Source organism: Bacteroides sp. OF04-15BH, from assembly GCF_003477995.1.
Lineage (GTDB): Bacteria > Bacteroidota > Bacteroidia > Bacteroidales > Bacteroidaceae > Paraprevotella.
This window is the reverse complement of the sequence record NZ_QUEM01000011.1, coordinates 66,044-78,817: the sequence shown is the minus strand read 5'-3', so window position 1 is coordinate 78,817 and position 12,774 is coordinate 66,044. Positions and strand designations below refer to the sequence as shown.

13 protein-coding genes and 2 tRNA genes are annotated in these 12,774 nt (G+C 50.5%); 6 read left to right on the top strand and 9 right to left on the bottom strand.

Going from position 1 to position 12,774, the window contains the following annotated elements; genetic code table 11:
• Nucleotides 1-78: 78 nt before the first annotated feature.
• The 4 genes from ffh (at nt 79) to DXA74_RS06800 (ending at nt 2,721) form a co-directional block, all read left to right on the top strand.
• Nucleotides 79-1,434, top strand: a complete 1,356-nt coding sequence (gene ffh, locus DXA74_RS06815; RefSeq protein ID WP_118526046.1) for a signal recognition particle protein — start codon at nt 79-81, stop codon at nt 1,432-1,434.
• A gap of 9 nt (nt 1,435-1,443) precedes the next feature.
• The gene (folD, locus tag DXA74_RS06810; protein WP_118526044.1) at nt 1,444-2,325 is read left to right on the top strand and encodes a bifunctional methylenetetrahydrofolate dehydrogenase/methenyltetrahydrofolate cyclohydrolase FolD; all 882 of its coding nucleotides are present in this window, start codon (nt 1,444-1,446) and stop codon (nt 2,323-2,325) included.
• Between the two features lie 208 nt (nt 2,326-2,533).
• Nucleotides 2,534-2,607: transfer RNA gene (locus tag DXA74_RS06805), tRNA-His, on the top strand.
• Nucleotides 2,608-2,644: 37 nt separating this feature from the next.
• Nucleotides 2,645-2,721 (top strand) — tRNA-His (locus DXA74_RS06800).
• Between the two features lie 123 nt (nt 2,722-2,844).
• Here DXA74_RS06800 and DXA74_RS06795 read toward each other — a convergent pair.
• From DXA74_RS06795 to DXA74_RS06775, 5 genes are all read right to left on the bottom strand, one after another.
• Nucleotides 2,845-3,372: a TlpA disulfide reductase family protein gene (locus DXA74_RS06795; RefSeq protein ID WP_118526042.1), complete on the bottom strand. Its 528-nt coding sequence runs from the start codon at nt 3,370-3,372 to the stop codon at nt 2,845-2,847.
• A 150-nt stretch (nt 3,373-3,522) separates the two neighbouring features.
• On the bottom strand, nt 3,523-3,912 hold the full coding sequence (gene secG / locus DXA74_RS06790; RefSeq protein WP_118526040.1) for a preprotein translocase subunit SecG: 390 nt from the start codon (nt 3,910-3,912) through the stop codon (nt 3,523-3,525).
• An 8-nt stretch (nt 3,913-3,920) separates the two neighbouring features.
• Nucleotides 3,921-4,673, bottom strand: coding sequence for a tetratricopeptide repeat protein (locus tag DXA74_RS06785; protein WP_118526038.1), 753 nt, complete (start codon nt 4,671-4,673; stop codon nt 3,921-3,923).
• Nucleotides 4,674-4,704: 31 nt separating this feature from the next.
• Complete coding sequence (gene lptE / locus DXA74_RS06780) at nt 4,705-5,232, bottom strand: LptE family protein (RefSeq protein ID WP_118526036.1); 528 nt, start codon at nt 5,230-5,232, stop codon at nt 4,705-4,707.
• Nucleotides 5,216-6,505, bottom strand: coding sequence for a sigma-54-dependent Fis family transcriptional regulator (locus DXA74_RS06775; protein WP_118526034.1), 1,290 nt, complete (start codon nt 6,503-6,505; stop codon nt 5,216-5,218). The genes lptE and DXA74_RS06775 overlap by 17 nt, the downstream gene beginning before the upstream one ends.
• Before the next feature lie 204 nt (nt 6,506-6,709).
• Between DXA74_RS06775 and DXA74_RS06770 the strand changes: the two genes are divergently transcribed.
• Both DXA74_RS06770 and DXA74_RS06765 read left to right on the top strand, forming a co-directional pair.
• Nucleotides 6,710-7,633: a CDP-alcohol phosphatidyltransferase family protein gene (locus DXA74_RS06770; protein ID WP_118526032.1), complete on the top strand. Its 924-nt coding sequence runs from the start codon at nt 6,710-6,712 to the stop codon at nt 7,631-7,633.
• Nucleotides 7,630-8,355 carry a 2-C-methyl-D-erythritol 4-phosphate cytidylyltransferase gene (locus DXA74_RS06765; RefSeq protein ID WP_118526030.1) on the top strand — a complete coding sequence of 242 codons (726 nt, stop codon included), beginning with the start codon at nt 7,630-7,632 and terminating at the stop codon, nt 8,353-8,355. The genes DXA74_RS06770 and DXA74_RS06765 overlap by 4 nt, the downstream gene beginning before the upstream one ends.
• A 190-nt stretch (nt 8,356-8,545) precedes the next feature.
• On the opposite strand, the gene DXA74_RS06760 is transcribed toward DXA74_RS06765, so the two are convergent.
• The 4 genes from DXA74_RS06760 to rlmN are packed head-to-tail and all read right to left on the bottom strand — an operon-like array spanning nt 8,546 to nt 12,774.
• Nucleotides 8,546-9,550, bottom strand: coding sequence for a lysylphosphatidylglycerol synthase transmembrane domain-containing protein (locus DXA74_RS06760; protein ID WP_118526028.1), 1,005 nt, complete (start codon nt 9,548-9,550; stop codon nt 8,546-8,548).
• Nucleotides 9,547-10,647: a 4-hydroxythreonine-4-phosphate dehydrogenase PdxA gene (gene pdxA / locus DXA74_RS06755; protein ID WP_118526026.1), complete on the bottom strand. Its 1,101-nt coding sequence runs from the start codon at nt 10,645-10,647 to the stop codon at nt 9,547-9,549. Before pdxA ends, DXA74_RS06760 begins: the two co-directional genes overlap by 4 nt.
• A gap of 21 nt (nt 10,648-10,668) precedes the next feature.
• Nucleotides 10,669-11,715: a DUF4837 family protein gene (locus DXA74_RS06750; protein ID WP_199666112.1), complete on the bottom strand. Its 1,047-nt coding sequence runs from the start codon at nt 11,713-11,715 to the stop codon at nt 10,669-10,671.
• 12 nt (nt 11,716-11,727) lie between these two features.
• Nucleotides 11,728-12,774 (bottom strand): 23S rRNA (adenine(2503)-C(2))-methyltransferase RlmN, encoded by a 1,047-nt coding sequence (gene rlmN / locus DXA74_RS06745; RefSeq protein WP_118526022.1) that lies wholly within the window; start codon nt 12,772-12,774, stop codon nt 11,728-11,730.

Sequence of the window (12,774 nt, the reverse complement as noted above, 5' to 3'; positions counted from 1 at the left end):
GGATGGCTTTTTTTTCGTATCTTTGCCGCGAAATTGCATGAAACAAAAAAGATAATAATCAAATAATCAAATACAGATATGTTCGACAATCTTAGTGAAAGACTGGAACGTTCTTTCAAAATTCTCAAGGGAGAAGGAAAAATTACAGAAATAAACGTAGCGGAAACGCTGAAGGATGTGCGCCGCGCTTTGCTGGACGCCGACGTAAACTATAAGGTAGCCAAGACCTTTACGGACACCGTGAAGGAAAAGGCTCTGGGCCAGAACGTGCTCACCGCAGTGAAGCCAAGCCAGCTGCTGGTCAAGATCGTTCACGACGAGCTGACCGTGCTGATGGGTAGCGAAACTGCCGAACTGCAGCTGAAAGGCCATCCGGCAGTAATCCTGATGGCGGGTCTGAACGGTGCCGGTAAGACCACTTTCTCCGGTAAGTTGGCTCTGATGCTCAAGAACAAAAAGAACAAGAAGCCGTTGATGGCTGCCTGCGACGTGTACCGTCCGGCCGCAATCGAGCAGCTGAAGGTGTTGGGACAGCAGATGGATATCCCGGTATACGACGAACCGGACAGCAAGGATCCGGTACAGATTGCCCTCAACGCCATACAGCAGGCCAAGGCCAAAGGTAATGACGTGGTGATTGTCGATACTGCCGGTCGTCTGGCTGTTGACGAGGAAATGATGAACGAAATTGCCGCCATCAAGAATGCCATCAATCCGGATGAGACTCTCTTCGTGGTAGACGCCATGACCGGTCAGGACGCTGTAAACACCGCCAAGGAATTCAACGACCGTCTGGACTTCGACGGCGTGGTATTGACCAAGCTCGACGGTGATACCCGTGGTGGTGCCGCCCTGTCAATCCGCACAGTCGTGAACAAGCCGATCAAGTTTGTGGGTACCGGCGAAAAGATGGAGGCTATCGATCCGTTCCATCCGTCACGTATGGCCGACCGTATCCTGGGTATGGGAGATATCGTATCTTTGGTAGAGAAGGCTCAGGAGCAGTATGACGAAGAAGAAGCCAAGCGCTTGCAGAAGAAGATTGCCAAGAATCAGTTTGACTTCAACGACTTCATGTCACAGATCCAGCAAATCAAGAAGATGGGTAACCTGAAGGATCTGGCCAGCATGATTCCAGGTGTGGGCAAGGCTATCAAGGACATTGAAATTGATGACAATGCCTTCAAAGGTATAGAGGCCATTATCCAGAGTATGACTCCGCAGGAACGTACCAATCCGGAAATCCTGAACGGCAGCCGCCGTCAGCGTATCGCCAAGGGTTCGGGTACAAACATTCAGGATGTGAACCGACTGATCAAGCAGTTTGACCAGACCCGCAAGATGATGAAGATGGTAACCGGCAGCAAGATGGGCAGAATGATGGCGAACATGCCAAAGATGCCGGGTATGCCGAAAATGCCAAAACTCAAATAATTTTTCACTATGCAACTGATTGACGGAAAAGCAACAGCCGCACAAATCAAAGCGGAGATTGCCGAAGAAGTGCAGCAGATTGTGGCTGCCGGCGGAAAACGCCCGCATCTGGCCGCTATTCTGGTTGGTCACGACGGAGGCAGCGAAACCTATGTAAAGAACAAGGTACTGGCCTGTGAAGCTTGTGGTTTCAAATCTACCCTGTTGCGCTTTGAGGACAACATCAGCGAGGAAGAACTGTTGGCCGAGGTGGACAAGCTGAACCGTGATGCCGATGTAGACGGCTTCATCGTACAGTTGCCTCTGCCCAAACATATCTCCGAACAGAAGGTCATCGAGGCTATTGATTATAGAAAGGATGTAGACGGCTTTCATCCCATCAACGTGGGACGTATGGCTATCGGGCTCCCCTGCTATATCTCGGCCACTCCAAAAGGAATCCTTGAACTTCTGAAACGCTACAACATTGAAACCAGCGGTAAGAAATGTGTTGTTCTGGGACGCAGTAACATTGTAGGCAAGCCGATGGCACAGCTCATGATGCAGAAACAGTATGGCGATGCTACGGTAACCGTGTGCCACAGTCACAGCCGCGATCTGAAGAAGGAATGCCGCGAAGCAGACATTATCATCGCAGCAATCGGACAACCGGATTTCGTTACCGCCGACATGGTGAAGGAAGGAGCTACGGTGATTGATGTGGGCACCACCCGTGTGCCTGACGCCAGCCGCAAATCAGGATTCCGCCTGAACGGCGACGTGAAGTTCGACGAAGTAGCGCCCAAGTGTGCTTTCATCACTCCCGTACCAGGAGGCGTTGGTCCGATGACCATCTGCATGCTGATGAAGAACACTCTTTCTGCCGGAAAAAAGGAATTTTATTCTGAATAAGAATACTCCATAAGAACAAAGCCTGCTCTTTGGCACTTCAAAATGCCGGGAACAGGCTTTGTTTTTGGCATGTATATCCAGGAAATAAGAGGTTCTGAGGAAAAAAATGAAGGATATTCGTAAAAAAGAATCCGTTTTCTTTGGAAATTCACAAAAAAGTTGTACCTTTGCAATCGCAATCGGGAAGCAACCCGAGAGAGTTTAAATGGTGGCTGTAGTTCAGTTGGTTAGAGCGTCAGATTGTGGTTCTGAATGTCGTGGGTTCGAGTCCCATCTGCCACCCCTCTTATTGCAGGGGTAAATTCTCATCCATTAAATGGTGGCTGTAGTTCAGTTGGTTAGAGCGTCAGATTGTGGTTCTGAATGTCGTGGGTTCGAGTCCCATCTGCCACCCCACCACAGTACAAAAAGAGACAAGTTATCTTGTCTCTTTTTTTGTTATACCGGTATGCCAAAAAGAAAGGCATGAAGAAAACTCCATGCCTCCACCCTATCCAAAGGGAATTTCTTAAGATGATCTTATTTATTCAACAAGCCTTCCAATGTTTTGGCAGTCTCAGGATTTGACGGACGGGTCATATCACTTTCAATGATCTTACCGGCCTCATCCAGCAAAATGAAACGAGGAATGCCACTGATTGCATAAGCCTGCATAAAAGAACGATCGGCTCCGATGTGAAGCTGAATACCTTTCAGATCCTTGTCCTTCACCATAGCTTCCCATTTTGACTTATCCTGATCGCAAGAAATACTTACGAAATGCATCTTCTCGCCATACTTCTTTTCCAGTTCCTTCAGGGCAGGAAGTTCTGCGCGGCAAGGAGGGCACCAAGTGGCCCAAACATCAATATAAACAATCTTTCCCTTTAAACTTTCCAAGGTTACGGTCTTACCATTGATATCCTTATAAGAGAATGAAGGAGAAGCATCTCCTTTCTTCAAATCTCCCTGTGTTACTTCGGCTGCTGGAGCTGAAGCGTAAGCTACAGAAGAATACGACAGACCTAAACCTAAAACGAGGGCTACGCCCAAAATCATTTTCTTCATACTCTAATTATATTATAATAGGTTATAAAGCAAAGATAAATAAAAAAAGACATCCGCAGAGCAGATGTCTTCTTTTATAACCTTTTTTAAACAAGCCTTATATTTATAGTCAGACTTGAAGGAAACGGGCAACAAATACCCTCAAAAGGATTACTGAGCCGGCTGACTGGCTGGCTGAGCTGGCTGGCTTGCAGGCTGTGTAGCTGCAGCACCCTGCTGAGCCGGCTGCTGGCTGGCGCCAAATCCCTGAATGTTGTTTGCATTTGTTGCGCTCTGCTCCTTAGCCTGATTCATGATTACAGAATCAGTTGCAGTAGTCTTCGGGATGAAGAAAACAGTCAGTACGCTGAATACAACCAAAGCGATGGCCAAAGCCCAAGTGGTTTTCTCAACGACGTCGGTAGTTTTTCTCACACCCATGATCTGGTTTGAAGATGAGAAGCTTGAAGCCAAACCTCCTCCTTTAGACTCCTGAATCAGAACGATCAAGCACATCAAAATGGAAATAACGACCGTTAAAATTAAAAGAATTGTGTACATTGATTTAGTTATTTGTTTTTGTTATTAATAATCAGTTTCTCTAAGAAACGTATCTGGTCTGCAAAGTAACGATTTTTTTTTGGATTTTTCAAACTTAATTTACGTATAATTTCAATAGCTTTTTCATATCTGCCCTGTTTGATATAAATTTTAGCCAATGTTTCCGTAAAACAGTCGCTTTCTCCGTTGCTCTGTTCCTCGATTTCGGGATGCGGCTGTGTCTCTTCCTGCGACAGCACGATGCGCTTGTCCCCCTGACCGATAAAGTCGTCAATCAGATCCTGATGATTCAGGCGCGGCACCGGTTCGGAGGCATCCGCCGACGCATTTTCCTCAAGCTGCTCTCCCTCGGTTTGCAGCAGATAACCGATATAGTCCGTACGGGCATCGACCATACGCCCACGGGAACGCGACGGCCGCTCTGCCGGTGTACTCACATTCAGGAAGGAATCGATCAGATTGTCCGCCCGGCTGGCCGGTTCGGTCACGGCCGCTACGGGACTTCTCTGTTCGTGTTTCAGCACACAGGCATCGGGTTCCAGAAAAGCAAACAGCCTGTCACGACAAGGCACATTCAAAGCCGCCCGGCTCAGGGAAGCCTCGAAAGAGCGGTGATGCAGATTCTTCAGATTACGTACATACAAAAACTCTGCCACGGCAAAGAACGGATAGCGCGCAACCAGTCCCTCAAGATATTCGAGGGATGCAGCATCCAATTTTTCGGGGTGCCGGATATAATCCCAGATAGTCATGTTGTCCATAAAGACATGTCTAAATCATAAAAAATACTCCTTACCAGTTGGCCACCGTGGCATTGAATATCTGGTCCACAATGTCCTTCACCATCTGAGTGACCAGCTCCTCCTGCACGGCATTAAGCTGCTGGGTAGCATCATATTCCGCTGTTGCGGAGAACTGGCGTTCAAAGTCCTGAGTATGGTTCTTGTTGTTGACAAAGCGCACATTGACCGTCATCTTGAGCTGCACCTGTGAAGACATACCGTCGGCCGAGATTGCCTTGTTATACTGCTCGTATCCCGTAATCTCACCGGCAATCTGCAAATCGCCGTTACGCTGCACCTGGATCAGGCGGGTCTGGGTTGCAAATACATCCGTCAGGCGATTGTTGAAGATGGACTGCATCGGCGCCCACACATAGGCCGAACGCAGCGGGAACGGAGTGATCTGAATGGTTTTGGTCTTCGTGTAATCGATAGACGCTCCGTTGAATTTATAGGATATCGTACATGAAGCCAGCAGCACGACCATAGCGGCCAGCCAGCCCCACCGGATTTGTTTTCTTTTATTTTTCAAGTCCATATTCCTTGATTTTTCGATAAAGGGTTCTTTCTGAAATGTTAAGATCGTGTGCAGCGCCTTTTCTCCGGCCTCCGTTTTTCTCCAGAGCCTTGATGATCATCTGGCGCTCCCAATCGTCGAGCGACAGAGACTCCTCCACATATTCTTCGGGGGTCTGTATCTCGTCCTCCTCATGCGCAGGCTTTGCCGCCGGCACGACCTGCACCTGGGGCGGCATGACCGAGGCTGCCGGATGTTCCTGAGGATAAGCCATACTGCTGCCGTAATAAGGAGTCGGATTGTGCATCTGCACTGCCGGAACCGATGAAGTGGCAGGCACGACTGAAGAACCGGCAGTCTGCTGACTGTGCACCAGCTTTTTCAGTTCGGTTACATCATTACGCAAATCGAAGAGGATTTTATAAAGAATCTCACGCTCGTTCTCAAACGAATGCTGCTCCTTTCCCGAAGCATTCAGCTGGATCAGGTCGTGCGAGATGGGTTGCTCGGGCACATATTCCTCCAAAATCTCGGGAGTGATGAACCTTTCTTTCGAAAGGATGGAAATCTGTTCCGTCACGTTCTTCAGCTGACGCACATTGCCCGGCCAGGGATAGCTCTTCATTCGGACTTTGGCTTCCTCACTCAGTTCTATGGGTTCGGGCATATTGTATTTCTCGGCGGTGTCCATCGCAAATTTCTTGAAGAGCAGCACGATATCGTCCGGACGCTCGCGCAGGGCCGGCATCTTAATGGGGATGGTGTTCAGACGGTAATACAGGTCCTCACGGAACTTTCCATCCTTGATGGCCTGCGCCATGTTCACGTTTGTGGCCGCTACAATGCGCACATCCGTCTTGCGCACCTCGCTGGAGCCCACGCGGATATACTCACCCGTTTCGAGCACACGCAGCAGACGGGCCTGGGTAGAAAGCGGCAATTCGCCCACCTCATCCAGAAAGAGAGTTCCGCCGTTGGCCGCACCGAAATAGCCCTCACGCTCGCCTACCGCTCCCGTGAAGGCCCCTTTTTCGTGTCCGAACAACTCGGAATCAATGGTTCCCTCGGGAATGGAGCCACAGTTCACCGCAAAATATTTCTTGTTCTTGCGCAGGCTGTTGTCGTGTATCAGGCGGGGAATCGCTTCCTTTCCCACTCCGCTTTCTCCCGTGATAAGCACGGAAAGATCGGTTTTGGCTACCTGCAAGGCGATATCCAAAGCATGGTTCAGTCCTTCTGAATTACCGACAATGCCATATTTTTTCTTTTGCAACTGTACTTCGGGCGTATTCATAGAAAACACTGTTTTTGTTCATAATCTGACAAAATTACACAAAAAAATCAGGGACTGCAATTATGACAGCACTATTTTTGAAATTTGTGACTATTACTTGCATATCTCGCTTTTTTTTGCGAATATTGCAACGTTTTTAGGGAGTGTTTTGTACGAATACGATGCTCCACGCAGATCGTTTGACCCCATAGTTAATTTTGAAATATGAAATTCAGTGAATTAGAAGAGCGAGTGCGCGCTACTATGAAATCAGAAGATACCGAAGGTAAGTTTGAACAATATGTAACCCGCACGCCCGGATATTTATGGGCTTTGTTTTTCCGGAAACTTAACGTACACCCCATTGCGGTCACCTTGCTGTCTATCGTCATCGGCGCCGCCGCAGGCTATTTCTTCTGGTATGACGATGTGAAAATGAATCTGATCGGTATGCTGCTGCTCATCTGGGCCAACTGGTACGACTGTGCCGACGGTCAGCTGGCGCGCATGACCGGAAAGAAGACACTCATCGGACGCATCCTCGACGGTTTTGCCGGAGACGTGTGGTTCTTCTCCATCTACTTTTTCATCTGCCTGCGCCTGCACGCGGAATGGGGTTACTGGATTTGGATCATTGCCGCCTATTCCGGTTTCCACTGCCATGCACGCCAATGTGCTCTGGCCGACTATTACCGCAACATACACCTTTTTTTCCTGAAGGGAGAGAGCGGAAGCGAACTGGACCACTACCGCCAGCAACGCGACCTGATGTACTCGCTGCCCTGGAACCGCAAGGAATGGTTCCACAAAATTTATCTGTACTTCTACAGCAACTACACCCGCAGCCAGGAGAAGATGACGCCCAAGTTCCAGAAGTTCTACAAGGTGCTGCGCAGCAAGTACCCCACTGTCATCCCGCAGGATCTGTGCAACCGATTCCGTCAGGCCAGCCTGCCGCTGATGAAATACACCAACATTCTGACGTTCGACACCCGTGTCGGTGTGCTGTTCCTGTCTCTGCTGGTCGGAGCGCCGTGGATTTTCTTCTGCTTTGAAATCATTGTGCTGGAGGCACTCCGATTCTATACACAAAACAGACACGAGAAATTCTGTGAGCAATTCACCGAAGAATTAATGAACGACAAATGAGAACAAACAAACACATCGCTCTGCTGTTGGCCGGAGGTAAAGGGTGCCGAATGCACCAGCACGACCCCAAACAGTTTATGGAAATAGAGGGAAAACCGCTCATTTCCTACACGATGGCCGCCTTTGAGAAGCATGAGGGCATTGATGCCATCTATGTGGTTTGCGACCAGATGTGGGAAGAGAAGGTGAAACAGATTGCACAGCAGGAAGGAATCCGGAAATTCTGCGGATGCTTTCCCTCGGGAGAAACCAGCATGCAATCGCTCTACAACGGCATCATGGGACTGGAAACCAAGGGCTACAGCAACCAGGATCTGGTGCTGACACACGATTCGGTGCGACCGCTGATTTCCGCTAACGTGATTTCCCAGAACCTGGAAACCTGCCAACGCTACGGGAATGCCATTACCGGCATCCAAAGCAACGAGGCTTATATGGTGAGCAGCGACCGGCTGCACTCCGAGGGACTGATCGAAAGAGACAAGCTGTTCCGGGCACAGACTCCGCAAACCTTCCGCATGGAGGATTTGCTCCCGATACTGAAAGAACGGAAACAGGAAGAATTGCAACGCACCCAGTCGCTCTATACCCTGATGGCGGAATGGGGAAACATGCCTCTGCACATTGCGCAAGGCGACAACTATAATTTCAAGGTGACCGTACCGGCAGATGTGGAGATGGTGCAGGCCGTCATCAGCTGGCGCAAGGCACAAAAGGAATAATACGAAAGGACAGATACGAATAAAGGAGGCATTCCGGAATGGGAATGCCTCCTTTATTTATGGGTGCCGGACCGCATGCAGTGGCCGACCGTTATCGTTCTCAAAAATCATTTCGATGAATTTCTGAAAACATCAAAATGATTTTTACAATTCATCAAGATGTTTTTTCCGGAGGGTCTCCGGCAATCCGTCAGGACTTCCGCACACGGTTGCCCACCTTCATCAGCGCAATGCCCACAATGATCCAGAAAATCTCCCGCAGGCGCACAATCAGACTGGTATAGACTCCGAAAGCCTTCGTCATGGCCAGTCCGCCGGTTGCCAGGGCAAAACCGCCCTCACGCGCTCCCATCTGCATGGGCATGAAGAAAAACAGATTGGCAAACAGAGAGGTAAAGGCCTGAATGAGGATGCAGTCCCAGAAGGAAACATGATCGGTCATGATGAACAGGACGAACATGATCTCCAGACATCCCACAATGCGGGCAAAGAATTCGAGCGACAGCGACAGATAGAACACACGGCGGCTCTGGGCATGCAGGGCAGCAATCTGCTCATCAACCCGCTCAATGGCGGCCCGGTTGCGCTCGATAAATCCGCCGAACTTCTTCTTGCAGAAAGGAAGACGGGCAAAGAAATTCAGCACATTCAGGGCCAGTCCGTTGCGGTATCCCTTCATAAAGAAGTAAATTCCCAACGCACAGAAGGCAGCAATGAGCAACAGCAGCACAGCCATCCCCCATCCCATCTGCGCTCCGTAAAGCGCCAGATAAAGCAGAATGGAAAAAGCCCAGAAGCAGAAATGCGAGAAGATGTGCATCATGGCATGCAGAATCACACTCGAGGTGGCCTTTTCCTTGCCTACATAGGCACTGACCTCCATGATGCGGTAAGGCTCACCGCCCAACAGGCCCACGGGAGTGACGTAATTGAGCGAGAAGCCCGTCACCGTGTATTTGTAGACTTTCCAGAAAGGCACATGCCCCTCACCGTCGCCCGACTCCAGAATCACCTGCCAGGCGCAGGTATTCATCAAGTAAATCACGCCCCACAGAAGCAGCACGGCCGGAAACCAGATTCCGGCACGCTGCACATTCTGTAACACCTGATCGTAAGGCATTTCAAACTTCCAGAGCATGATGACCACCGCCACCACACCGATCAGGAAGAAAAAGTTTCTCAGTTTGTTTTTCATGCCTCTTCCTCTTCGGGAGCATTCAGCTTCAGCGTGTCGCTGTCGTCACGCTTCTCATAATACATCTTTCGGAGCGGATGGGCATAAGCCTCATCATAACGCATCCGGTTGCGATACACGTCGATGGCGGTATAGATGGCCTCGCGCAACGAAGTAGGATCGGCCAATCCCTTGCCGGCAATATCGTATGCCGTGCCATGATCGGGCGAAGTGCGCACGATAGGCAGTCCAGCCGTATAGTTGATTCCGTCGTTCATGGCCAATGCCTTGAACGGAGCCAGACCCTGGTCGTGATACATGGCCAGCACACCATCATAGGCCTCATAGGCACGCGAGCCGAAGAAGCCGTCGGCCGCAAACGGTCCGAAGCAGAAGATGCCTTCGCCCATAGCCTGTTCGAGTGCCGGCTTGATGATGGTCTGTTCCTCCTCGCCCAGCAATCCCTGGTCGCCGGCATGAGGGTTCAGTCCGAGCACGGCGATGCGCGGAGATTCGATGCCCAGGTCGCGCTTCAGCGCCTTATTAAAGATGCGCAACTTCTGCACGATGGCGTCCTGAGTAATGGCATCGGCTATCTTTCGGATCGGAAGGTGTGTCGTTACCAGAGCCACACGCAGCGTGCGGTTCATCAGCACCATCAGGGCCTCCTGTCCTTCGCCCACACAGGCCTGAATGTATTCGGTGTGTCCGGGGAACTGGAACTCCTGACTCTGGATGGTGTATTTGTTGATCGGTGCGGTTACCAGCACATCAATCAGTCCGGAACGGTAGTCGATGATGGAACGCTCCAGCGCCATCAGGGCCGCCTGTCCGCTCTCCTTGGTCGGCTTGCCCAGGTCGATTTTCACTTCTTCCTCGATGCAGGCCACCAGATTCACCTTTCCGTCAACGGCATCCTCGGCCTGGTCTATGGTCAGGAAATTGGTATTCAGGTCGAGCGCCTTGCGGTGGAAAGACGCAATCTTGGGGGAGCCGTAAATGATGGGGGTGCACAGATCCAGCATACCTCCTTCCTGAAAAACCTTCAGGATCACTTCGTAGCCCACTCCGTTTATATCTCCTTGTGTGATTCCCACACGAATTTTTCTATTCTCCATAATCAATAAATGTTCTAAATGTTAGTCTTGCTTTTTGGCAGAAATCTCAATCTCGGGGATACCCAGTTCCAGTTCCTGCACCTTTTCCTTAGGCAAATTCAGCGTATATAAGGCTCCTTCCACACGACGGATCAGTCCGCGCTTCATCTTTTCGGGAGCAAATACAAAGCCTTCCACAACAATCACCTTGTTGTTCACGGTATCCACGCGTGAATGACTCACAAACGGACCGCCCATACCGTCGTTCTCCATATACCACAGACCACGGGTCTCATAGGCATAGCTTCCCTTTACGGAAATCGGGCGGCAGAAGGTGGCCATGGTATCGGTGGCCATATACATATTGGGCTGCGAGCCCGGAATGTTCTTTTGCATCACCGAGTCGCGCTTGTGCAACACATACTCCTTGTTGAAGGTCTGCGGTCCTTCATACGGATAGGAATACATGCAGATATTCACCATCGCTGTGGCCGAGTTGGAAGAAGTCCAGAAGAAATCCTTTCCTTTCTTATAGCTCTGAATCTCGTCGGGAGCGAGCAGTTCGCAGTCAAACATATTTTTGGCCATCTCGGAAACCATAACCGAATGCTTGTCCTTGAGCTGTTTGATCAGACGGTTCATCTCCACGCGTACAAAGAAGTCGATAATCTGCTGGGAGTGCTCCGACACGAACTGGCGGAATTCCTCCTCGGTGGGACTCTGTATGTGCAGAATGATCTGCGAGCGCGCATATTCGTCGCGCACATAACGCATCTTGGTCTGCGTATATTCCTTTTTGTTGATGTCTACCAGAATGATATTCCGGAAGATGTTCAGAATCTGATTGAAGCGTGCCGGGTCTGTCTGCGAAATGCGGAAAGAGCGCTCGGGCTGGGGCAATCCGGGGATGTCCGTATCCAACACATCGAAAAGGGCTCTTCCGGCAGGGCGCTGCCACAGGGAGTCGCCCACCACAACCAGCATTTCATAAGGTCGTCCGCTGGCCGTAGGCTTGGTCAGACTGCTCTCACACGAGGTGAAGAAAGGCAGGAAGCATGCTCCCAGAATGAGATACTTTATTTTTTTCATGGGTTTTATCATTTAGTGTTTGTTTTCCAGTTCCTGTTGTTTGGCGGTACTCAGCAGACCACAGGCCGCAAAGATGTCCTCTCCGCGGGAAGCACGGATGGTAGTAAACACGCCGTGCTTGGTGAGATAGTCGCGGAAGCGCACCATCACCTCCTCGGGAGCTCCGTCCAGTTCGTCCACTCCGGGTATCTTGTGGAAACGGATCAGGTTGATGCGGCACTCCAGCCCCCGCAACAGACTGATCAGCTCGCGGGCGTGCTCCATCGAGTCATTGACACCGCGGAACACGATGTACTCAAACGAAAGACGACGCTGGTGGGTAAAGTCATACTGTCGCAGCAAATCGGCAATCTCGCGGATGGAGAAAGCCTTCTCGGCAGGCATGATCTGTGCTCTCTGCTGGGGGAAAGGATTGTGCAGACTGATGGCCAGATGACAGTCGCTTTCGTCCAGAAAACGCTTCAGTCCTTTCTTCAGACCGACCGAAGACACGGTGATGCGCTTCGGGCTCCAGCCGTATCCGTATGGAGCGGTCAGCAGATGGGTGGCCTTGAGCACCTCGTCCAGATTGTCAAACGGCTCGCCCTGTCCCATGAAGACCACGTTGGTCAGATTATCCTTTTCGGGCAGGGAGTAAAGCTGGTTCAGGATGTCGGTCACCGACAGATTGCCCGAAAAGCCCTGCTTGCCGGTCATGCAGAAGCGGCAGTTCATCTTGCAGCCCACCTGCGAAGACACACACAGCGTGGCCCGCTCCCCATCGGGTATGTAAACGGTTTCGATGAATCCGCCGGCCAGGGTGGTATACAAGTACTTCACCGTACCGTCGACCGACCGTTGGCACGACACCGGTTCGGAACATCCTATCTGATACTTTTCCTTCAGTTTTTCTCTGTTTTTCAAAGATATGGAAGTCATCTCATCAATGGACCGCACTTTCTTGGCATAAATCCACTCGGCAATCTGCTTGGCCGTAAAAGCCGGCATGCCCAGTTCGGCAACTACATTCTTGAGTTGCTCCATATTCATTCCCAACAAGGGTTGTTTCGATTCGTTCAT

Bases quoted from the DNA above. Each gene is read 5' to 3' on its own strand.
- ffh (WP_118526046.1), top strand. From the start codon at position 79: ATGTTCGACAATCTTAGTGAAAGACTGGAACGTTCTTTCAAAATTCTC.
- folD (WP_118526044.1), top strand. From the start codon at position 1,444: ATGCAACTGATTGACGGAAAAGCAACAGCCGCACAAATCAAAGCGGAG.
- DXA74_RS06795 (WP_118526042.1), bottom strand. From the start codon at position 3,372: ATGAAGAAAATGATTTTGGGCGTAGCCCTCGTTTTAGGTTTAGGTCTG.
- secG (WP_118526040.1), bottom strand. From the start codon at position 3,912: ATGTACACAATTCTTTTAATTTTAACGGTCGTTATTTCCATTTTGATG.
- DXA74_RS06785 (WP_118526038.1), bottom strand. From the start codon at position 4,673: ATGGACAACATGACTATCTGGGATTATATCCGGCACCCCGAAAAATTG.
- lptE (WP_118526036.1), bottom strand. From the start codon at position 5,232: ATGGACTTGAAAAATAAAAGAAAACAAATCCGGTGGGGCTGGCTGGCC.
- DXA74_RS06775 (WP_118526034.1), bottom strand. From the start codon at position 6,505: ATGAATACGCCCGAAGTACAGTTGCAAAAGAAAAAATATGGCATTGTC.
- DXA74_RS06770 (WP_118526032.1), top strand. From the start codon at position 6,710: ATGAAATTCAGTGAATTAGAAGAGCGAGTGCGCGCTACTATGAAATCA.
- DXA74_RS06765 (WP_118526030.1), top strand. From the start codon at position 7,630: ATGAGAACAAACAAACACATCGCTCTGCTGTTGGCCGGAGGTAAAGGG.
- DXA74_RS06760 (WP_118526028.1), bottom strand. From the start codon at position 9,550: ATGAAAAACAAACTGAGAAACTTTTTCTTCCTGATCGGTGTGGTGGCG.
- pdxA (WP_118526026.1), bottom strand. From the start codon at position 10,647: ATGGAGAATAGAAAAATTCGTGTGGGAATCACACAAGGAGATATAAAC.
- DXA74_RS06750 (WP_199666112.1), bottom strand. From the start codon at position 11,715: ATGAAAAAAATAAAGTATCTCATTCTGGGAGCATGCTTCCTGCCTTTC.
- rlmN (WP_118526022.1), bottom strand. From the start codon at position 12,774: ATGAACGAATCGAAACAACCCTTGTTGGGAATGAATATGGAGCAACTC.